11 protein-coding genes and 1 tRNA gene (1 of these 12 running past the window's edge) are annotated in these 21380 nt (G+C 67.8%); 8 read left to right on the top strand and 4 right to left on the bottom strand.

Going from position 1 to position 21380, the window contains the following annotated elements; translation table 11 throughout:
- Positions 1-89 precede the first annotated feature (89 nt).
- The 5 genes from pstB to HOV91_RS12000 all read left to right on the top strand — a co-directional run bounded on the left by pstB (position 90) and on the right by HOV91_RS12000 (position 6118).
- The gene (gene pstB / locus HOV91_RS12020; RefSeq protein ID WP_312884574.1) at positions 90-860 is read left to right on the top strand and encodes a phosphate ABC transporter ATP-binding protein PstB; all 771 of its coding nucleotides are present in this window, start codon (positions 90-92) and stop codon (positions 858-860) included.
- Position 861: 1 nt separating this feature from the next.
- Positions 862-1662, top strand: a complete 801-nt coding sequence (locus HOV91_RS12015; RefSeq protein WP_174185448.1) for a response regulator transcription factor — start codon at positions 862-864, stop codon at positions 1660-1662.
- 13 nt (positions 1663-1675) lie between these two features.
- On the top strand, positions 1676-2056 hold the full coding sequence (locus tag HOV91_RS12010; protein ID WP_174185447.1) for an ArsR/SmtB family transcription factor: 381 nt from the start codon (positions 1676-1678) through the stop codon (positions 2054-2056).
- A 302-nt stretch (positions 2057-2358) separates the two neighbouring features.
- On the top strand, positions 2359-3303 hold the full coding sequence (locus tag HOV91_RS12005; protein ID WP_312884573.1) for a PstS family phosphate ABC transporter substrate-binding protein: 945 nt from the start codon (positions 2359-2361) through the stop codon (positions 3301-3303).
- 1096 nt (positions 3304-4399) lie between these two features.
- Positions 4400-6118, top strand: coding sequence for a recombinase family protein (locus HOV91_RS12000; RefSeq protein WP_312884572.1), 1719 nt, complete (start codon positions 4400-4402; stop codon positions 6116-6118).
- Here the strand turns inward: HOV91_RS12000 and HOV91_RS11995 are convergent.
- Positions 6097-6184, bottom strand: a tRNA-Leu gene (locus HOV91_RS11995). The two genes, HOV91_RS12000 and HOV91_RS11995, sit on opposite strands and share 22 nt — an antisense overlap.
- 276 nt (positions 6185-6460) lie before the next feature.
- On the opposite strand from HOV91_RS11995, the gene HOV91_RS11990 reads away from it, so the two are divergent.
- Positions 6461-7054, top strand: coding sequence for a TetR/AcrR family transcriptional regulator (locus HOV91_RS11990; RefSeq protein ID WP_174185444.1), 594 nt, complete (start codon positions 6461-6463; stop codon positions 7052-7054).
- 734 nt (positions 7055-7788) lie between these two features.
- Here the strand turns inward: HOV91_RS11990 and HOV91_RS11985 are convergent.
- The 3 genes from HOV91_RS11985 to HOV91_RS11975 form a co-directional block, all read right to left on the bottom strand.
- Entirely contained in the window at positions 7789-8127 is a 339-nt protein-coding gene (locus HOV91_RS11985) for a DUF3140 domain-containing protein (RefSeq protein WP_174185443.1), read from the bottom strand.
- A 19-nt stretch (positions 8128-8146) separates the two neighbouring features.
- Complete coding sequence (locus HOV91_RS11980) at positions 8147-8365, bottom strand: hypervirulence associated TUDOR domain-containing protein (protein ID WP_174185442.1); 219 nt, start codon at positions 8363-8365, stop codon at positions 8147-8149.
- Between the two features lie 136 nt (positions 8366-8501).
- Positions 8502-9371 carry an NAD(P)-dependent oxidoreductase gene (locus tag HOV91_RS11975; protein ID WP_174185441.1) on the bottom strand — a complete coding sequence of 290 codons (870 nt, stop codon included), beginning with the start codon at positions 9369-9371 and terminating at the stop codon, positions 8502-8504.
- A 145-nt stretch (positions 9372-9516) separates the two neighbouring features.
- Between HOV91_RS11975 and HOV91_RS11970 the strand changes: the two genes are divergently transcribed.
- Both HOV91_RS11970 and HOV91_RS11965 read left to right on the top strand, forming a co-directional pair.
- Positions 9517-9873 (top strand): winged helix-turn-helix transcriptional regulator, encoded by a 357-nt coding sequence (locus tag HOV91_RS11970; RefSeq protein WP_312884571.1) that lies wholly within the window; start codon positions 9517-9519, stop codon positions 9871-9873.
- Positions 9874-10075: 202 nt separating this feature from the next.
- Positions 10076-21380: the 5' portion of a type I polyketide synthase gene (locus HOV91_RS11965; RefSeq protein WP_174185440.1), read on the top strand. Its footprint extends 9992 nt past the window's final position; the window shows 11305 of its 21297 coding nt (coding positions 1-11305); it begins with the start codon at positions 10076-10078; its stop codon lies beyond the right edge, outside the window.

Raw genomic sequence — 21380 nt, 5'->3', positions numbered from 1 at the left:
CCGAAGCAGACACCTATCGGCGCCCCGCCGCACACGTCAGTATCGAACGCTCCCGCGACCTGCCCCGAGTGGAGGGTTACCCCGACGGCGTGATCAGTCTGCGCGACCTCGAAGTGTTCTACGGCGACTTCCGGGCGGTGACCGGGGTCGATATGAGCTTCGGCAGCAAGGAGATCACCGCGCTGATCGGTCCGTCAGGGTGCGGTAAGTCGACCGTGCTGCGTTGCCTGAATCGGATGAACGATCTGGTGCCCGGCGCCCGGGTCCAAGGCCGCGTCGCCTATCACGGCGTCGACATATACGGCCCCGAGGTCGACGTCATCGAAGTGCGCCGCCGCATCGGCATGGTGTTCCAAAAGCCCAACCCGTTCCCGAAATCCATCTACGACAACGTCGCCTACGGGCCCCGCGTGATCGGGATGAAGGTCGACAGCATGGACGAGGTCGTCGAGAAAGCACTCAACGGCGCCGCGCTGTGGGACGAGGTGAAAGACAAGCTCAAGCAGAACGCCTTCGGCCTGTCCGGAGGCCAGCAGCAGCGACTGTGCATCGCCCGCGCGATCGCGACCTCCCCGGAGGTGATCCTGATGGACGAGCCCTGCTCGGCGCTGGACCCGATCGCGACCGCCAAGATCGAAGACCTCATGTCCGAGTTGGCCGAGCGATTCACGATCATCATCGTGACCCACAACATGCAGCAGGCCGCGCGCGTTTCCCAGCGCACCGCGTTCTTCACCGCCGAGGCCGACGAAATGGGCCACCGCACCGGGCGGCTGGTGGAATACGCCACCACCGAACACATCTTCGGCAACCCCACCGACCCCCGGACCGAAGCCTACGTCAGCGGCCGGTTCGGCTGACATGAGCGACCCGCTAACCCACGCGTGGAAATCCGGCCAGTCGGAATTCCACGCACGTCGCCGCGCCTGCCTGACCGGTGCCAGGCAGGCCGGCGACCGGTTGAGCGTGCTCGTCGTCGACGACACCGAAGTGGCACGGGAACTAGCCACGGAACTGGCCGGACAACCCGTCGAGCTGCACGTATGCCCCGAACCGGCCGCGGCGCTGCTGCTGCTGGGCCGCTCCTGCCCCGACGCTGTGATCCTCGGGCCGGTGACCGGCCGGCTCGACGCGATCGAGTTCCTGGAAATCGTCCATGCCGACGAATCAGCCGTCCCTGTCATCGCCGGGGCCGGCCCCGCCACCGGCGACTTCGCCGCCCGCGCCGCCACAGCAGGGGCCACCGCGGTCGTGCGCAGGCCCTATCGCGGCAAAGAACTGCTGGCCATGCTCGGCTCACTCGCCGTCACCGGCGAACCGATCGAGATCCAGCCCATGGTCATCGACTTGGGACGGCTGCGCATCGACGGCGCCGTACCCCGCATGTGGCTCGACGGCCTCGAAGTGCCCTTGCCGCCGATGGAATTCCTGCTACTGCGCTACCTCGCCGAACGCGCCGGGACCGTCATCCCACGCAAAGACCTCATCCGCGCCCTCTGGGGCGAGCGGCCGACATCGAGCAACAGCCTGACCGTGCACACCATGCGCCTGCGCAGACGCTTGGGCGACGACGAAACCGACCCGCAATGGATCAAGGCGATCCGCGGACTCGGTTATCAGTTCAACGTGCCGCCACGTTCACCGGACGTTCACCGAACATGAGCACGATGTCACCATGTCCTCGCTATCCGCCGCACCCGACCCGCTGGCCACCACAGCGATCGCCACGGCGGACGACCATGACCCGGTAGCGGCGGCTCGCCTGTTCAAAGCCCTCGGTGACCCCATCCGCGTCAAACTTCTCACCCTGGTCCGGCGATCACCCGAGGGCGAAGCCTGCTTCTGCGACCTCGCCGACGAATTCGACTTCGCCCAATCCACCCTCAGCCACCACCTGAAAATCCTCGTCGAGGCCGGTGTCCTGTCCCGCGAACGCCGCGGCACCTGGAGCTGGTACCGCGTCGAACACGACGCCATGAACAGCATGGAAGACATCTTGCGCCCCGGCGGCCCCCTGCGCGCCGAACCCCGCCACACCACGGACTGCGACTGCTGAACTCCACAAAGCTCGCGCTTCGGTCGCACCGCCGTTCCATCCGGCCATACGGGTCAGCGGACCGGGCGCGCACTCGGGCGCTCGCCATCCTGGTCGCTCCCGTGCCCAATCTGCTTGACGCAGGCCATGATCCGAACTGTCTCGAATCGAAAGTTCCCGTTCATCAAGGGTCTTGTCTGCTTCCTGTTCACCTGGAGTTATGAACGAAATATTTCGATGCAATGGTCCCGTGATGCCGGGGCCTGCCCGTGACCGGGTGGGCAACCAAGCAGAGAGGCGAAACCCACATGACCATCCGCCTGGTGAAGCGCGCAGCTATTCTCGTGCTCGCAGCCGTCACCACCTCGAGTCTCACCGCTTGTGGCGGCGAGGACTCCAGCTCGAACGAAAAACTGTCGGGGCCGGTGGTGATCGACGGGTCCAGCACGGTCGAGCCGCTGTCGGCTGCCGCCGGTGAACTGTTCATGAAGGCCCACCCTGATGTGAAAGTCACCGTCAGCACGTCCGGCACCGGCGGCGGATTCAAAAAATTCTGTGCGGGTGAGACCGACATCTCCAACGCCTCACGTCCAGTCATGGACTCCGAAACGCATCTGTGCGGCTCCCACGGTGTGCTGTTCAGTGCATTGCAGGTGGCCAACGACGCGCTCACCGTAGTCGTGAACAAGGACAACACCTGGGCCGAATGCTTGACCGTCGAACAGTTGAAGAAGATGTGGGAGCCCGGCTCGACGGTGAAGAGCTGGAACGACCTCGACCCGTCGTTCCCGAACGAACCGTTGACTCTGTACGGAGCGGGCACGGACTCCGGGACCTTCGATTACTTCACCGCAGCAATCAACGGCAAGGAAGGCGCCAGCCGCACCGACTACCACCCCAGCGAGGACGACAACCTCACCGTCCGTGGCGTGGCAAGCGCGAAAGGCGCGCTGGGCTACTTCGGGTACTCCTACTTCCAGGAGAACAGCGACAAACTGCGCGCGGTCGAGATCAACAGCGGCAAAGGCTGTGTCGCACCGTCGGTGCAGGCAGCCCAGGACGGCAGCTACAAGCCGCTGGCTCGACCACTGTTCATCTACCTCTCCGATCTGGCGGTGAAGAAGCCACAGGTGGCGAGGTTCGCCGAGTTCTACATCACCAACAACAGCGAGATCGTCCAAGCAGCCCGATTCGTTCCCATGACTTCCCCTCAGATCTCCCAAGCCCGCGCGGAACTCGCCGACATCAAGGACCGCGCCCGGCAATGACGACCGGAAAGCAGCATGCCAGCCGTCGATCGAGCGGGTCGCCACGCCGATATGGCGCTTGAAGCACAGCGGCCTGTTTGTGCGGCGCCAACTAATCGACGCGTCGCCCTGAGAAGCTGGTCATGACTGCGATGCGGAGATCTCTGACTGCCGTGCTGGTGGGCCTGCGAGCTTGGCTCGCAGGCCGCCTACATGAATCGCTGGTGCTACGCAAGGATCGGCTCGCTGAACTGGCAAAACGCCGATTGTGCGAACGAGGTCCAGGTCAGGCCCACCGGCCGAACTTGCTTGGGCTATTTCATCGATCCCGGCGGGTGCAGAGGGAGGGGCCCGATATTGCGTGGACGACGACGCGGCCGGTCGTTCGGGTAGTCTGAAAGGCGGGAGAGTCAGCGGACAGGTGGTCAGGAGCCTGACATGCCCACGTCCCGTCCGCCACACAGATCACGTGCATCGTGACGCTGATCTGTGTTTGCCCATCCGCCAAGGCGAATCGCGAAAACGGTAGGCACAGTTCTGGGTTGCGGCTGCCGTCGTTTTCTGGGGACCGGCGGAGACCGAATGATTTCCCGAGGGTCGCCGACGTCACCAGAGTTGTCTTCAGCGTTGTCTTCAGCGGACCGCGCTGTCGGAGACCGGGCTCGCATGTGGCCGTCTATGGCGTCAAAGCTGCCACCGTCAACCAGGCGGCAATCTATCAGCAGCGGGACACAATCCGTGTACGACTTTGGCGTCGCGCATTCATTCACAGCATCGCCCGACCGGGAACCGGCACAACTGTGGCGGTTTCGCCCGCTTTGCCGACAGAGGCACTACGAGTCTTCAGATCTGGCTCCGGGCATCCTGAGCGCCCAGCAATCTTGTGTCCCGCAGAGTACGTCAAGCGCGGGGGCGCTGACTGTGTGCGCTAACCACAGCAACCGGCAAGTTAACCATGGCAGCGATGGGCCTGGCATCATCAGAGTTGTTTGCCCCAAAAGCCCGCCGGAGTTGAATGACAGCGCGGCCAGGGTGCTACTCGAGTTGCTGCTCCGACATGCGCGTGAACACCCTATCGAGAGGGAGGACGATGCCCAGCGAGTCAAACGAGTGGGCCGTGCTCGACGAACTGTTGGGAATCGTCCCCGAAACCGTCGAAAGCGGCGCTGACCAGCAATTCGCGTTCTACGGACGCTGCTCGACCGAGGACAATCAAGATCCGGAGACCTCGTATCGGTGGCAGCGGGGCAACGCGGAAAAGTTCGTCTCCGAAGCATCCATCGCCGCCGATTACTTCGACATCGGCCAATCACGGTCGGTGCCCTGGCACCGCCGCAGCGAAGCCGCGCGGCTGCTAGCGGATCTGAAGAATGCGGCCCGGGGCTGGACAGCGATCGTCGTCGGCGAGGGAACACGGTGCTGGTTCGGTAACCAGTTCAGTCTGGTCGCGCCGCGACTGCAGGCACATGGGGTGGAGGTGTGGGTACCGGAGCTCGGGGGACGTTTCGATCCGCGCAATGTCACGCATTCGATGATGATGAGCATGCTCGGCGGGCTGAGTGAGTCCGAACGCCAGCACGTGCAGCAGCGCACCCGCGCCAGCATGGACGCTCAAGTCCTCAACGAAGGCCGCCACCAAGGCGGCCGAGCGCCGTACGGGTACATTACGGTCGACGGTCCACCGCACCCGAACCCCAACCGCGCCTCCGACGGATTGAAGCTGCGGATCTTGTCACTCGATGTGAGCACCGCCCCGGTAGTGCAGCGAATCTTTCGTGACTACCTCGCCGGCCGCGGCGACAAAGCCATCGCCATCGCTTTGAACCGGGAAGGCGTGCCGTGCCCGTCCGCGCATCGGCCGGAGCAGAACCGGCATCGCGCCAAGGATGGCTGGCAGGCCGGAACGGTTGCCGCGATTCTGCAGAATCCCCGTTACACCGGTTATGCGGTGTTCGGTCGGTGGACCAAACACGAAGAACTTCTCGATCCCGACGACGCCGCGGCAGGTAACGTCACCCGGTTCCGTCGCTCGCCTACGCACCGCATCGTGCGATCGAAGAAGCCCGCACATCCGGCCATCATCTCGGTCGAAACGTTCACCCAGGCTCAACTGCTGAGGCGCCAGCGCGCGGGTGCCAGCAACCGCACTCGCGCGAAGCTCGAGCGCAACAGACCGGCCAGCAGTCTGCGCCCATACCTATTGAGCGGCCTCGTGCGCTGCGAGGGCTGCGGCCGAAAGATGCAGGCGGAGTTGGTCCGTGACGCCGTGTACTACCGATGCCGCGCCAAGACCATCGCCGCCGGTAGTCCCGTCTTGCAGGACCATCCCCGAACAGTGAACCTCCGCGAGGACGTCGTCGTCGGGCCGATCGACGGCTGGCTGGCCAGTTTGTTCAACCATCAATGCCGGGAAAACACCATCGCAGCTCTCGTGGCCGCCCAAGACATCGATGACACCGACACCCAGCGGCGAATGCTTCGCCAACGCGTCACCGACGCTGAAGCCAGACTCGCGCGTCACCTCGCCGCTATCGAGGCCGGAGTCGACCCGCAAGCGCTCGTCACGGCGATGAATGCCGCACAGGCGGACAAAGCGGCAGCTCAAGCCGAGCTGAAGAGTCTGCCCAAGATCAACCGGCTCACCGAAACCGAGATCCGAAAGTTGATCGACTCACTCGGCGACATCCGCGCGGTCCTCGCTGCGGGAGATCCAGCCGATAAGGCTCAGCTGTACCGAGCCTTGGCCTTAGAAGTGCGCTACCAGCACCAACAGCAGCTGGCAATCGTTGGTGCCACCCCCTGTGGGGTTAGCACTGGTGTCCGGAGGGGGACTTGAACCCCCACGCCCGATAAAGGGCACTAGCACCTCAAGCTAGCGCGTCTGCCATTCCGCCACCCGGACCGGTGTGCTCAGCAAGATTATCGGATCGCTCCGCCTGGACCAAATCGCGCCTTGACTTGCGGATTCTCGAGTAGGTCGGGCTGTGGTGGCGGGCTCGTGGGGTGTCGGCGGAGCGGTTGGGCGAGGTGGTACCGGGGCTCGATGCGCCCACCGCAACCGCTGGGTCAGGCCGATGATTGCGTGGAGCTTCTCGTCACGAGACGGGAGGGAGCCCTGCTTCCCCAGCTGGCCAAGCGTACGATTACGATATCCAAGTGATTGATTGGGGAATCCGAGGTGGGTAGTACTCGGGATCGGATCGTCGCCGAGGCACTGCGGCTCTTCGCTGAGCAGGGGTATGCGTCGACCAGTGTCGCGGCGATCGAAGAAGCCGCGGGGCTGTCACCACGGTCTGGGGCGCTGTACACACACTTCGGGTCCAAGGAACAGGTGCTGGCCGCGGCCGTCGAAGCCGCGATAGAGCTGGCTGAGACCGGTTTCGCGTTGGCGCCGATGTTCCCGCTCGGCGATCTGCGGGCCGAGCTCGTCCTGGTCGCGCGGGGGTCGCTGTTGTCGATGTCCAACTGGCGCAACCTGATCCGCGTGATGATGAAGGAGTCCGAGCAGTTCCCCGAGGTGATGGCGCAGGCGCGGGAACGGCTGTTCACGCCTTCCTACCGGCATCTGGCCGACTGGCTGGCCGGGCGTGCGGCGCAGGAGCACCTGCCCGAACGTGACTTCGAGGCCATGACCACGGTCTGGCTCGGCGCGATCGAGAACTACTGGGTGATGACGAACGTCTACCACCACAGCCCGTTCGGTATGACCGACGAACGATTCGTCGAAGGATGGGTCGATGCACTGCTGACCGCTCTGGGGGCGAAACCGTGATCCAAACCTTCCGTCTCAACGATCCGGACGTGATCGCCGATCCTTAGCCGAGCTACGCGGTGTTGCGTGAGCAGGCACCAGTGCATCAATCCACCGATTCGGATCTGTGGATCGTAACCCTGACGAATTCCGTCTCGATCGGCCGAATACACAGGACCATGTGGCATTCGGCGCGGGCATTCACTATCGCATGGGCAGCGCCCTCGCCCGGCTCGAAGCGACGGCCGCCCTCGAAGAACTCACACGTCGAGTACCCGCGATGGCCCCCGCAGGCGCTCCGGGGCGCATCGCGAGCCCTGTCCTGCGCGGCTTGCGCAGCTAACCGGTCTGCTTCGGGGCGACACCGACGCTGACAGGGACCAATAGTTTGCCGACGTAAGCGATCCGCCCGCGCTGCTCCCGCCGGACAGACGCGTGGAACAACCGAGGCGACGGCAACCTGCGGCTCGGGCCGGTGCTGGAATGTCGCGGAAGGTTTGCAGCCTCCCCCGACGAGACCGCATCGGTGTCGGGTCGAATCAACCGCAGGCGGCGGTCTCGCGGAGCATGCGTCCATTCGGTCGAAGACCGGATCGCCCGATGCGAATTTTCGATCAGGCAGTCCGAAAGGGCGTTCCGGCGAGCGCGGCAACGGCGGTCGGACCAAAGCCGTCACCCGGTACGGCCGGTTGATCCCGGAGGGCGACCTTGGCGCAGGTGACACGACGGTGGGAAAACCCATCGACGTGCCACGGTCACTTGGTGCCCGCCTTCATCGGATCATGGCCCCAGTTCATCAGCGAGTACCGCCATTTGCTGTTCTCGATCTCTCCGGAGGGCCGCTGCTCGAGATGGCGGTGGGCATAGCCGATCACTTTGCGCATGTGCGCGTAGTCGTCGTCGGTCAGGTCGGTTTTCTCGAGGATGTCCACGATGCGGCGGCCGCTGACGTGCCCGGTCGACTCTCCGCCGCCTTCGGGCTTCTGTCCCACCGACTTGGACTCGTCGGTGTCGAGCCACCTGCGTAGTTCTTTCGGTGTCATATTGACGACGCTGTCGAACTCTGCGCGTATCTCTTTGTTGTCTACCGTCATGACAGTTCCGGTTTCGATGTCAATCGTTCTGCCGACGGAGGGCCTCGGGCTTGTGCACCGCATCACGACCGCTTTTCGCGCTGCGCACCCGATATTGAGGGTCGTCTTCGGATGCTCGGACAGTCCGGCCGGCCGCCTCGGTATCGGAGGTGATCACTTCTTCCACCTCGCCCTCGGTGGTGCTGCCGTGGCTGTTCCATTCGACTTTGTCGCCTTTGCCGAACGATTTCTTGCTCATGTTCGATCTCCTACTCGGTCCCGTTCCAACGTGGACGTGTTACCCGAGCGACGACACCGAAACCTGGTAGCTGAAGCGATGCTGCAACGATTCGGTGTCGTCCGCGCGAGCTAGGAGAGCCGGCCCTGTTCGGAGGCTACCGGAGTTCTTCGAAAGTGCATTCGAAGCCGAGGGCGCCATGACCGTCGGCTACCTGGCGGTCGAGGAGCGTTTTCAGCGGGGCGACGAAATCGAGGGTGACGTTCGCGTCGCGGCTGGCGCGGGTGATGGCGTCGAGTGCGGATTTGTGGAAGGCGATGGATTGGACCGGGTCGGTGTAGACGCCCGAGTCGATGACGGCTCCTTGGTGGGGCAGCGACTGGGTCATCGCGCTGACCCAAGCGGCGGCTCGCGCGCCGTATTCGGCGGCGGAGACGCCGACGGAGCGCATCATGGCCGCACCGTGCAGGAAGCCGCCGAACATCGCGTACATGGCGGCGAGCAGCGCGAAGTCGTAGGTCGACGCGAATCCCGCGTCGTCGCCGAAGTATTCGGCGGCGGCGACCAATTCGAGGATATCGCGGTGCGCGTCGAAGACCGGCCGGGAGCCGCTGTAGAGGATGGAGGCGCCGGGCTGACCGATCATCGGCGGCACCGCCATGATTCCGCCGTCGAGGTAGTGGAGATCGTGCCGCGCCGCCCAGGCGGCGAGTTCGCGCGCCTCGTTGGGAGCGGTGCTGGTCAGGTTGATGAGCTGACGGCCGGCCAGCCGGTCGGCCACCGGGTCGAGGGTGGCGTGCACCGATGCGTGGTCCAGCAGGACGGCGATGATCGGACCGTCGGCGTCGATCGCTTCGGCGACGGTCGCGGCGCCGACGGCTCCGGCCGCGAGGAGTTCGGCGTCCTTGCCCGGAGTGCGGTTCCACACCGTTGTCGGCAGGCCGGCCTTGAGGAAAGTCGCGGCCAGAGCTTGGCCCATCGCGCCGAGTCCCAGGATGGTCACCGGGGTCTTCGTGGTTTCCGCCATGGCGGGTTCAACTCCTTGAGGTTCGAGAAAGGTACTGGTCAGCGCGCTGTGACCAAGATTGCTCGTTGCCGGGCAAGGAGACAAGTACCTACTATTTTGTCGGGTACTTACCAATGGGTTTGTGAACAGGTGGAGAGGCGGACGGGTGGGCGCGAAGCGATCGGGACCATATTTCTGCGGCATCGATGCCGCGATGGATGTCGTCGGCGGGAAGTGGAAGGCGCTGATCCTCTGGGAGTTGGCGAACCACGGCGTCCGGCGCTTCGGTGAGTTACGCAAGGGCCTGCCGGGCGTCTCGGAGAAGATGCTGATCCAGCAGCTGCGGGAGCTGGAGGAGGACGGCATCGTCAGCAGGACCGTCTATCGCGAAGTGCCGCCGCGCGTGGAGTACCGGCTGACCGAGGTCGGCGCCGCGCTCAACGCCGCGCTGGCGCCGCTGGGCGACTGGGGACGCGACCGGATCGATCGGATCGGGGCGCAGCGGGTGCATCAGCAGCTCTGAAGTGAATCCTTCAAATGTGAATGTTTCACTCGGGCAACATCCCTCAGCGGAAGTTCAAGCTACTAGTTGGTAACTTGAGTTAATTTTGTGCACACGCGATGTAATTGACGCATAACCGGGCCCGTCGTATGTTCCACGTCACAACTTTTGCAAGATGTGGGTGGCTGCGCAGATGTCGGATGATGGGTATGACCTACGGGTCTTGCTGACACGGGCACTCCGCCGGATTCAGGAGTTGGAGGCACGGCCGCAGCGCGAGCCGATCGCCATCGTCGGGATCGGCTGTCGCTTTCCCGGCGGCGCGGAGAACCCGCGGCAGTACTGGGAACTGCTGTCCTCGGGCCGCGACGCGATCGTCGAGGCGCCGGAGAACCGTTGGACGGTAACGGATTCGGCGCCTCGGCGAGCGCGGCGGCGGGCCGGTCTGCTCGCCGGGCCGATCGATGCCATGGACGCGGAGTTCCTCGGCATCGCGCCGCGCGAAGCGGCGTCGATGGATCCGCAACAGCGGCTGGTGCTCGAAGTCGCCTGGGAGGCAATGGAAGACGCCGCCATAGTCCCGGACGGTCCGGCCGCGGCGCGCACGGGTGTCTTTCTCGGCGTCAGCTGGCAGGAATACCAGCGCACGATCACACCGGAGTGGGTGAACTCGGTGGACGCGCACACCCTCACCGGGACGATGTCGAGCATCGTGGCCGGACGGGTGTCCTACGTGCTCGGATTGCGCGGTCCTGCGGTGGCGATCGACACGGCATGTTCGTCGTCGCTGGTGGCGGTGCACCAAGCGTGTCGCAGCCTGCGCACGGGGGAGTGCGACGTGGCGTTGGCGGGCGGGGTGAATCTGCTGCAATCCGAACTCACCTCGGAGGCGCTGGCCCGCATGGGAGCGCTCTCACCCGACGGCCACTGCCGCCCCTTCGACGCAAGGGCGAACGGGTATGTGCGTGGCGAGGGCGCGGGTGTCGTTGTGCTGAAGACGCTTTCGCGAGCAATCGCCGACGGCGACGCGATCCGGGCGCTCATCCGAGGCTCGAGCGTGAACCACGACGGGCGTTCCATGGGGTTGACCGCGCCGAACCCGACGGCGCAGCGCGAACTGCTGCGCGACGCGCTGACCGACGCGGGCTGCGACGCCGGCCTGGTCGGCTACGTCGAGACGCACGGCACCGGCACACCGCTGGGAGATCCGATCGAGGTCGAGGCGTTGTCCCAGGTTCTCGGTGCGCCGCGGGCGGAGGGGGCGGTGTGCCTGCTCGGTTCGGTCAAGTCGCAGATCGGTCACCTGGAGGCGGCCGCGGGCGTCGCCGGGCTGATCAAAGTGGTGCTGCAGCTGGAGCACGAACGCATTCCGCGCCAGCACGACTTCGTCACGATGAACCCCAAGATCTCGCTGGATGGCACGGCGCTGGCAGTGCCGACCCGCGATGTCGCGTGGCCGCGCACCGAGCGGCCACGGCTGGCGGGGGTCAGTTCGTTCGGTTTCGCGGGGACCAACGCGCACGTCGTGCTGGAGCAAGCGCCTGAACCGGCGGCTCGCGCGGAATCGGAAGAACCGGCGCTGCTCGTTCTTTCGGCACGTACCGCTTCGGCGCTCGGCGCGCTGTCCCAGCGCTACGCGCAGCAGTTGGCTCGTCAGGAGGTATCGGTCGCGGATGCGGCCGCCACCGCGGCATTGGGCCGAACGCATTTCGCGCATCGTCGCACGGTGGTGGCGCGCACGGCCGAAGAGGCCGCCCGTGAACTCGCCGCCCCCGCGGGTCGGTCGACCGGCCCGGCCTCCGGTGAACCGCGGGTCGCGATGCTGTTCACGGGACAGGGCGCGCAGTACGCGGGGATGGGTGCGGCGCTCGACCGCAGATATCCGGCTTTCCGCGCGGCGCTCGACCGTTGTGACGAGCTACTCGGGCCGCTTCCCGGCGGTATGCGGTTGCGGTCGCTGCTGTTCGAGGCGAACGAGGAGTTGCTGGCCCGCACCGAGTACGCGCAACCGGCGATATTCGCGATCGAGTGGGCCTGCGCCGAACTGTGGTCGGCGTTCGGCATTCGGCCGCAGATCGTGCTGGGACACAGCCTCGGTGAGTTGGTGGCGGCGACCGTCGCGGGAGTGCTCGACCTCCCTGCCGGACTGCGTTTGGCGGCCGAGCGCGGGCGGTTGATGCAGGCGGTGGCACAGGAAGGGGCGATGGCGGCGGTATTCGCCGCGCCCGTGGAGTTCGAAGCGCTGCTGGAGGAACTCGCGGCGAGCCTGTCGGTAGCGGCGGTGAACGGACCGGAGCAGTTCGTCGTCTCGGGAGCGGTGGACGCGGTGCGCCGGGTGGTGCGGGCAGCCGAGGAACAATCGATTCGCACCGTGCGACTGCCGGGTACGACGGCGTTTCACTCGCCGCTGCTGGATCCGATGCTGGACGACTTCCGGACACGGGTCGCCGAGTTGGTGCCTGCCCCGCGCGCGGCGGCGATCACGCTGGTATCGAACGTGACCGGCGCGCGGATCGAGACTCCGATGGATGCCGACTACTGGCGTGCGCACGCCCGCGGCACCATCCGCTTCGCCGAGGGGGTGCGCTCGGTCGCCGAACTCGGTGTGGACGCCTATCTCGAGGTGGGACCGCATCCGGTGCTGTCGGAATTCGGCCGCCGGACCGACCCGGACGCCTTGTGGGTGCCGAGCATGCACCGGGCCTCGGTGGACGACGAGGTGCTGTTGCGCGCTGTCGGCGACCTGTACTGCGCCGGTGCGGCGATCGACTGGAGCGCGGCCGTGCCCCGGGAGGCGCGGCGGCGCAACGGCCTGCCCACCTACCCTTTCGAACGAGTGCGGATCGGTATGCCGTCCGCCGACACCGGATACCTTGCCGAGCATCGGCTCCGGGATCGAGCTGTGGTGCCCGCGGCGGAGCTGGCGCTGCGGGCCTTGCGTGCGGCCGGTGGCGCCGACGACGAGCTGATCGACTTCGTGGCCGCGCGGCCGGTGCCGCTCGAGGAATTGAGCGAGCCACTGGTGTCCCGCCGGGAGGACCGCGCCGAGGTTCGGTTCCAGGTCGGCGATGGCAGTGTCACCGCGGTGTCGGCGGTGGTTCGAGCTGCCTCGAATCGCCCACGTGATTCCGGAAAGGTGTCCACGGCGCGGCGCATGCCGTTCGCCGAGTGGGACACCGGTAATTTCTACCGCCGCTGCGCGGAAGCCGGATTGACGTTCGGTCCGCGGTTCCGGTGGATCACTCGGCTGCGGCTGGGTGCGGACAGCGTGCTCGCCGAACTGACACGTCCGGCGGAACTGGCCGGTGAACCGGGCGCCTGGCTGCCGTGCCTGCTCGACGCCGCGGTGCAGACCGGTCTCGCGTTGGCCACGCGTGACAGCTCCGCAGCCCAGTTGCCGGTCGGCATAGGCCGCTTGCGTCTGTCCGGTGTGCAGGCCGGTGTGCGTGCGTGGGCGCTGGCCGAGCGCACCGGCCGCACGATTCGCATCACCGTTTTCGATACCGCCGACACGGTGATCGGCGATATCGAAGACGTATGGTTCGCCGAGTCCGGCACTGTCGGGCAGTCGCAGGATCGGGATCGCATGTCGCGCTTCACTCATCGTCCGACCTGGGAGCCCGCCGGAGCGGCGCCGCGTGCACAGCGCCTCGCCGCCGCCCTGGTGATCGGCGTCGGGCCGCAGGCGGACCGGCTCGCCGCCGCATTGCGCGCCGCGGGCACCGACGCGGTGGCAGTGGAGCGTGCAACCGATCCGGCCGTCTGGCCCGTCGACGGCAGGACGGTGGTATATCTCGCCGACGTCGAGGCGGACGACAGTGCCGACGCGGCGCGCGCGGAAACCGAAGTCGCGCTCGGCGTGGTGCAGGCGATGGCTCGCACGGTCGCCGACGGGCCGCTGTATCTGGTCACCGTGGGGGCGACCGGAGCGCTGCCCGGAGAACCCGTGCGTCCGGCGGCCGCGACGCTGTGGGGACTGGGCGCGGTGGTGCGCACCGAACTTCCCGAGTTGCGCTGCCGCCTGATCGACCTGCCCGTGGGCGCCGGCTGCGACGACCACCGCCTGGTGCACGAAATCGTCTCCGTGGAGGATGATTACGCGATCGCGCTGCGCGGACGTCATCGATACACGATGCGCATGCGGGTCTCCGAAGACGTCGAGGCGCCGCCTGGTCTGGATCGTGGTGCGGCGTATCTGATCACCGGCGGGCGCGGAGCGCTGGGGTCGACCGCCGCGCGAATCCTGGCCGAGGCCGGTGCGGGCACCGTTGTGCTGGCCGGTCGCAGTGCCCCGGGTCCGGGGGACGAGCAGGAGATGGCGCGCATCGCCGCCCTGGGGGCGCGGGTCGAGAGCGTGGTGGTCGATGTCGCCGACCGGAACGCGCTGTCGCGTTTGCTCACTCGCTTCGGTGACGACCTCCCGAGGCTGGCCGGGATTGTGCATTGCGCGGGCGTTCTGGACGACGCTCTGCTGATCGAGCAGACCCCGGAGCACATCGAGCGGGTGTTCGCGGGCAAAGTGGCGGGCGCTTGGCATCTGCACGAGCTCACCGCGGACCACTCGCTGGATCGGTTCGTGCTGTTCTCGTCGGTCAGCGCCGTGGTGGGCACCGCAGGTCAGGGCAACTACGCCGCGGCCAACGCGTACCTCGATGCCCTCGCTCGGTTGCGCTCGGCACAAGGACTGTCTGCCGTGAGCATCGCGTGGGGCCCGTGGGCGGGCACCGGCATGGCTGGTGGACTGAGCGAGCGCGCGCGCCGGGCGTGGGCGCGCCACGGCGTCGCCGAGTTGGCCGTCGAGGACGGTGCTCGAGCGTTGCGCTCGTTGGTGGCGGCCGAAGGAGTCGTCGCGGTGTTTCCCCCCGCTGTCGCGGCGGAGCCGGAAACGATCAGCGAGGTCGACGAGCAGGACGTTGCCGACCCGCGCGACCCGGCGGAACTGCTGGAGTTGGTGCGCGCCCACGCCATGACGGCCCTGGGCCGCACCACCGCCCCTGCCGATCGCACACCGTTGCGCGAACTCGGGCTGGATTCGATGATGGCCGTCGAATTGCGCAACGCGCTCTCCGCCGACCTGGGGGTGCGCCTCCCGGCCACCTTGCTGTTCGATCATCCGACCGTCGCCGCGGTGTCCGAGGAGATCGCCAGGCTCGGCGCGAAATCCACGCGCGACAGCGGCGCTCCACGCCGCGCGGCACGGGAGCGGGCCGAACAGCGACCGATCACGCGCACCTTCGAGCAGCTCACTCCCGCGGTGTACCCGGCGGAACTTCCGGTTACACCTACCACATCGGACGTGACGCAACTCACAACTGCCGAATCCGGCACTGCGCCCGACGATTACGCCGACGCGATCGCGATCATCGGCATGGGCTGCCGCTACCCCGGTGATGTCCGCGGGCCTGCCGACCTCTGGCATCTGCTCACCACCGAAGCCGACGCGGTGACCGAAGTGCCCGCGCACCGCTGGGATGTGGAGGCGTTCTTCGATCCGGACCCGGATGCCGCGGGGAAAACCTACACGCGCTGGGGCGGCTTCGTGGCGGGCGTCGAGGATTTCGACGCCGGATTCTTCGACATCTCCGTCGGCGAGGCACGAATGCTGGACCCGCAACAGCGGCTGCTGCTGGAAACCTCTTGGGAGGCGCTCGAACACGCCGGTTATCCAGCGAGCCGTCTGGAGGCCAGCCGGACCGGCGTCTTCGTCGGATTGATGTCGAACGACTACGCCGAACGGATGGCGCGGGCGGATGTCGCGCCCGACGCCTGGTTCGGCACCGGCAATCTGGCCAGCGTCGCCTCCGGCCGGTTGTCGTATTTCCTCGGCGTGCACGGTCCGAGCCTCACCATCGACACCGCGTGCTCGTCCTCGCTGGTCACCGTGCATACGGCGGTGCGCAGCCTGCGCAGCGGCGAATGTGATCTCGCGCTGGCGGGCGGGGCCACCGTGGTGCTGACGCCCTCGCTCGACATCTACTTCGCACGGGCGCGCGGCCTGGCCGCGGACGGCCGGTGCAAGAGCTTCGACGCGCGCGCCGACGGCGTGGTCTGGAGCGACGGCGCGGGAATGCTCGTGCTCAAACGGCTGGCGGACGCCCGGCGCGACGGCGACCGGGTGCTGGGGCTGGTACGCGGATCGGCGGTCAATTCCGATGGCCGCAGTCAGGGGTTGAGCGCGCCGAACGGTCCGGCGCAGGAACGCGTGATCCGGGCGGCGCTGGCGGACGCGGCTCTCGCGGCCGGGGACATCGACTACGTCGAGACGCACGGCACCGGCACCGCGCTCGGCGATCCGATCGAGGTCAACGCGCTCGCCTCCGTGCTGGGCGCGGGCCGCACCGAGGCCGCGCCGTTGTGGATCGGCTCGGTGAAGTCGAATCTCGGGCACACCCAGGCGGCGGCGGGCATCGCCAACATCATCAAGGTGATCGAGGCCCTGCGGCACGAGCGCATCCCCGCCTCGCTGCATTTCCGGTCGGGCAATCCGCACATCGACTGGGATTCGGTCGCGGTCCGCGTGGTCGCCGCCGAGCGCCCGTGGCGACGGGCACGGCGACCGCGGCGCGCGGGTGTGAGCGCGTTCGGGATCAGCGGGACGAACGCGCACGTGGTGCTCGAAGAGGCGCCGTGGGCGCCCGAGCCCGCTATCGCCGACGACCCCGGCCCCCACCTGCTGGTTCTGTCGGCGAAGAACGCCGCCGCGCTGCGGGAGCTGGCGGCCCGGTATCGGGATCTGCTGGCCGCCCGGCCCGACACGGTGCTGGTGGATCTGTGCGCGTCCGCGGCGGTGGGCCGCACGCATTTCGGTGAGCGGGTGGCGATCGGCTTCGACACCGCCGCACAGCTGCGTGCCGCGCTGGAGAACGTCGCCGTGGGAATCACTGCGAGCGGGTCGGTCGCGGGGGTGCCGGGTGGTGCGGCCGAGCTGGCCGGTCGTTACGTCGACGGTGCGGAGATCGATTGGTCGGCAGTGTATGCCGATCGGCCATGGCGCCTGGTCGACCTGCCGACCTACCCGTTCCAGCGCAAGCGGCACTGGCTGGAACTCGAGCCGAGCTCCGGCGGCCCCGTGGGATTTACCGCCACCCAGATGAGTCCAGCGCAACCACTCGAGCAAGTGGCCTCTGCTGCCGCGTCTCGGGCATGGCCCACGTCCGAGCGCACCTTGCGGCTCACGCCCGAGATGTTCGCAGGGCATCGGCTGCGTGGCGTGCCGACGGTGCCCGCGGCCTGGCTGTGCGCTCAACTGAACGAGATCGCCACGGAACTCCCGGGCACCTGGGAGGTCGCCGGCCTGCGCCTGGTCACGCCGCTGGAGGTTGCCGCCGAAGCGGCCGTGCGGGTCGTGCTCGATCGCGGTCCGGACGGCTACGACGTGCGCTTCGTAAGTTCCGACGATGCCGGGACAAACTATGCGCACGCTGAACTTACTGCTGCGCAATCTGTTTCGGCCCATCCGATCGAGGTAGTGGGGGCCGCCGCCGAGCCCGAGGCATGGCCCGCCTATTACGAGACCCTGATGCGGTTGGGCCTGCACTTGGGACCTGATTACCGCTGTGCCGTCGAGTTCCGGCGGATCAGCGACACCGACGCCGAGACCGTCTTCCGGCTGCCGCAGCACCCTCCGGTGACGCTGGACCCGATCCTGCTCGACGCGTGCCTGCACAGCATCGTGGTGACCGCCGACGCCGCGGGGGAATTGTTCTTGCCCTCCGGGATAGATCGTGCTCGATTCTTCGGCAGCCCGACTGCCGACGACGCGATCGTCCGCTGCCGGGTGCGGGTGACCGAACGCGGTACCCGCGTCATCGTCGGTGACGCCACACTGTATTCGGCGTCGGGGCGACTGCTCGCCAGTCTGCACGGGGTGAATCTGCTGGCCGCGAAACCCGCAGTCACGCCCGAAAGCGTTGCTGCAGAACCGGATTCGGCCAGGCTCTCGAGCCTGCTGCATCACGTCGAATGGGTCCCGGCCGAGAGCGCGGCGCCCGCGCCGGAGATCGCGGGGGGCCGCTGGCTGATCTTCGCTGACGGGCCGGTCGGTGATGCCGTGGCCGACGGACTGGCCGCACGCGGCGCTGAGACCCTGATCGTCCGCCCGGCGGATACGGCCGATTCGGTCTCGTCGTTTGCTACCACGCGGTCGGCGCGAGGTGTCGTCTTCGCGTGGACCGCCGCGTCCGCGCGGACCCGCGTCGAAGCCGCTCTGCGGTTGACGCGCGCTCTGGACTCGGCAGCACACCGTCCCGCGGCGCTGTGGATGCTGACCGTGAACGCCCAGCGCGTCGCAGCCGCCGACCGGCCGGATCCTGATCAGGCTCTGATGTGGGGTTTCGGTCGCACGCTGGCCACCGAGCACCCCGAGTTCGGCTGCCGATTGCTGGATTTGCCCGCCGAATCCGGCGAGGACAGCGGGCCGGTCATCGAGGGCCTGCTCGGCGAGCGCGCCACTGGTGAGTTCGCGATTCGCGACGGCCGTTGGCTGACCGCTCGTCTCGCCGACGGCCCCGCTCCCTCGGACGGCTACCGCCTGGTCGCGCACCGTTCCGGCGATTTCGACCGGATGCGCTGGGAACCCGGGACTCGGCGTGCGCCAGAAGCCGGAGAGGTCGAGATCACGGTCGCGGCCACCGGACTGAACGCCCGCGACCTGTGGGTGGCCTCCGGTCTTCATCCCGAAGCCGGCGCACCGTTGGGCGCGGAATGCGCGGGCCGGATCACCGCGGTAGGGGCGGGCGTCGAGGGTTTCGCGGTCGGTGATCGTGTCGTCGCTTTGGCGCGGAACAGTTTCACCCGCCACGTGACGGTCGACCAGGGCATGGTGGCACCCCTGCCGGAGCGCCTCACGTTCACCGAAGGGGCGACCGTACCGTACGCGTTCACCACCGCCTGGCACGCGCTGTTCGACGTCGGTGGCCTGCGCGCCGGGGACCGTGTGCTCGTGCACGGGTCGGCCGACGGTGTCGGCATGGCCGCGGTGCAGCTCGCCGCTCACGCCGGTGCGCAGGTGTTCGCGACCGCCGCGCTGTGTCGCTGGGCGCGGTCCGCGGGTCTCTCGGTCACACAGATCGATGCCTGGCGCCTCGAGGTGCGCGAAGACGTCCGGGCGGCGACCGCGGGCCAGGGTATGGATGTCGTCCTGCACACCGTCGGGGACGATTTCTCCGCGCACGCCGTCGGCATATTGCGGCCGGGCGGCCGACTCGTGGACGTCGTCGACCCCGTGCAGCGGCAGACCGGCCAAAGCAGCGGCGAAGTCGACCATCGGGAATTCGATCCGGCCACGGTCGATCCGCGGCGGCTCGGGGAGATCCTGCGCGGTGTCATGGCGCTGATCGAGCGACAGGCACTCGATGCGTTGCCGCACGCGGTGCACCGCGCCGAGCGTGCCGCCGCGGCGTTTCGCGCCATGTCGGAGCGGAACCATCCCGGCCGCATCGTCCTGCTCGGCGGCGACATCCCGGCCACCGCGCGGTCAACTGCTGGCACCTACCTGGTGACCGGCGGTTTCGGCGGCCTCGGCGCCTCGGCCGCGCGCTGGCTGGTGGATCGCGGCGCCCGGCACCTCGTCCTGGTGGGCCGGCGGGCACCGGACGCGGCGGGGACGCGGCTGCTGGAATCACTGCGCGCCGGCGGCGCCCGGGTGACAGCCCACCAGGCCGATGTCGGTGACCGCGCGTCCGTCGCGGAACTGCTGCACGCCATCGCGGAATCCGGCTTCCCGCCGTTGCGCGGGGTGGTCCACTGCGCGGGCGTGCTCGACGACGGCGTGGTGACCGAGCAGACCTGGTCGCGATTCGAGACCGTGCTGCGGCCCAAATATCATGCGGCCCGCCATCTCGACGAACTCACCCGCGACCAGCCGTTGGAGCTGTTCGTCACCTATTCGTCTGTCGCGGGCGTGCTCGGCACCCCTGGTCAAGCGAACTACGCCGCCGCGAACGCGGCCTTGGACGCGCTGGCGTGGCGGCGTCGGGCCGAGGGACTGCCCGCGCTGAGTATCGGGTGGGGACCGTTCGCCGACGTGGGCATGGCCGCCGACCGGGCCGAGGTCACCGCGCGGCTCACCCGGCGGGGTCTGCCGCCGCTGTACGAGGACGACGCGGCCGCTGTGCTGACTCATCTGATCAGCCAGGACAGCGCCGCACCGGGGGTCTTCGGCTTCGTGCCGCAACGGTGGTACGCCAACCGCTCGCCCCAGGTGGCTCCGCCGCGCACCGAGCCGCCGACCACACCGCCACCCCGGCGCGCGACGGACGATGTGGCTCCTTGGGAGGCGCTCGTGCAGCGCGTCGCGATGCGTGTGCTGGACCGCGCGAGCGAACTCGACCCGGATCTGCCGCTGCACGACACCGGCGTGGACTCCCTGACCGGAATGGAGTTGCGAGCCGCGCTGGCGGCGGAGATCGGGATGCCGCTGCCGGCCGGGCTCGTCTTCGACTACCCGACGGTGCGCGATATCGCGCGCTTCCTGCACCGGAAGGGCGCGCCCGCTGTCGCCGGTGGCGAGGCGGCGGCCGAGACCGTCGAGGACGCCCGCCCCGCCGCAGCAGCCTCGACAACGGCCGGTCTGGCGGACGTCCGCCCTGTGGCAGAAGCCACGACAACGGCCGATCGGGCGGACGCCCGCCCTGTGTCAGAAGCCACCATGAAGCCTGATCTGTCGAACAACGTTGCACAGCAGCTTGATTCGGAACTTACGATGTCGACCGGCTCGCAAAGCGATCAGCCCGGGTCCGAGGAAGACCCGATCGTCATCGTCGGCATGAGCTGCCGCTTTCCCGGCGGGGTTCGCACACCCGAGGACTTCTGGGATCTGCTGTGGCAGGGCCGCGACGCGATCACCGAAGTGCCGCCGCAACGCTGGGACATCGACGCCTACTACGACCCCGATCCGGCGGCTCTGGGCCGGATGTACACCCGCTGGGGCGGTTTCGTCGACGGCGCCGACGAATTCGACCCCGCGTTCTTCGGCATCGGCGCGGCGGAGGCGCGCGCGATGGACCCGCAGCAGCGCCTGCTGCTCGAGACCAGCTGGGAGGCGCTGGAGCGCTCCGGCCGCGCGCCCGGCGCTCTGGCGGGCAGCCGCACCGGCGTGTACGTCGGCCTGTGCTTCAGCGAGTATCCGGGCACGCCGACCCGGGCCGCGGACCCCACCACGATCGGCGCCTACTCGGTCATCGGCTCGGCGCCGAGCGTCGCGGCCGGGCGCCTGGCCTACGTGCTCGGCCTGCAAGGTCCGGCGCTGACGCTGGACACGGCCTGCTCCTCGTCGCTGGTGGCGCTGCAATCGGCCTGGGACGGGTTGCGCGCGGGTCGTTGTGATCTGGCGCTGGTCGGCGGTGTCAACTTGCAGCTGGCTCCGGAGACCACCATCGGTTTCTGCCGTCTGGCCTCGCTGTCGCCCGACGGACGCTCACGGGCGTTCGACGCCGACGCCAACGGCTACGTCCGCGCCGACGGGTGCGGCGTGCTGGTGCTGACCCGGCTGTCGGAAGCCCGCCGTCACGGCGACCGGGTGCTGGCCG

Origin of the sequence: Nocardia barduliensis (genome assembly GCF_013315795.1) — a bacterium.
Taxonomy (GTDB): Bacteria; Actinomycetota; Actinomycetes; order Mycobacteriales; family Mycobacteriaceae; genus Nocardia; species Nocardia barduliensis.
Note: the sequence above shows the minus strand (reverse complement) of the source record. Positions and strands in the feature narration are given on the sequence as shown.

Excerpts from the sequence above, each read along its gene's own strand:
- HOV91_RS12015 (WP_174185448.1), top strand. The coding sequence starts at position 862 with ATGAGCGACCCGCTAACCCACGCGTGGAAATCCGGCCAGTCGGAATTC.
- HOV91_RS12010 (WP_174185447.1), top strand. The coding sequence starts at position 1,676 with ATGTCCTCGCTATCCGCCGCACCCGACCCGCTGGCCACCACAGCGATC.
- HOV91_RS11985 (WP_174185443.1), bottom strand. The coding sequence starts at position 8,127 with ATGACGGTAGACAACAAAGAGATACGCGCAGAGTTCGACAGCGTCGTC.
- HOV91_RS11980 (WP_174185442.1), bottom strand. The coding sequence starts at position 8,365 with ATGAGCAAGAAATCGTTCGGCAAAGGCGACAAAGTCGAATGGAACAGC.
- HOV91_RS11975 (WP_174185441.1), bottom strand. The coding sequence starts at position 9,371 with ATGGCGGAAACCACGAAGACCCCGGTGACCATCCTGGGACTCGGCGCG.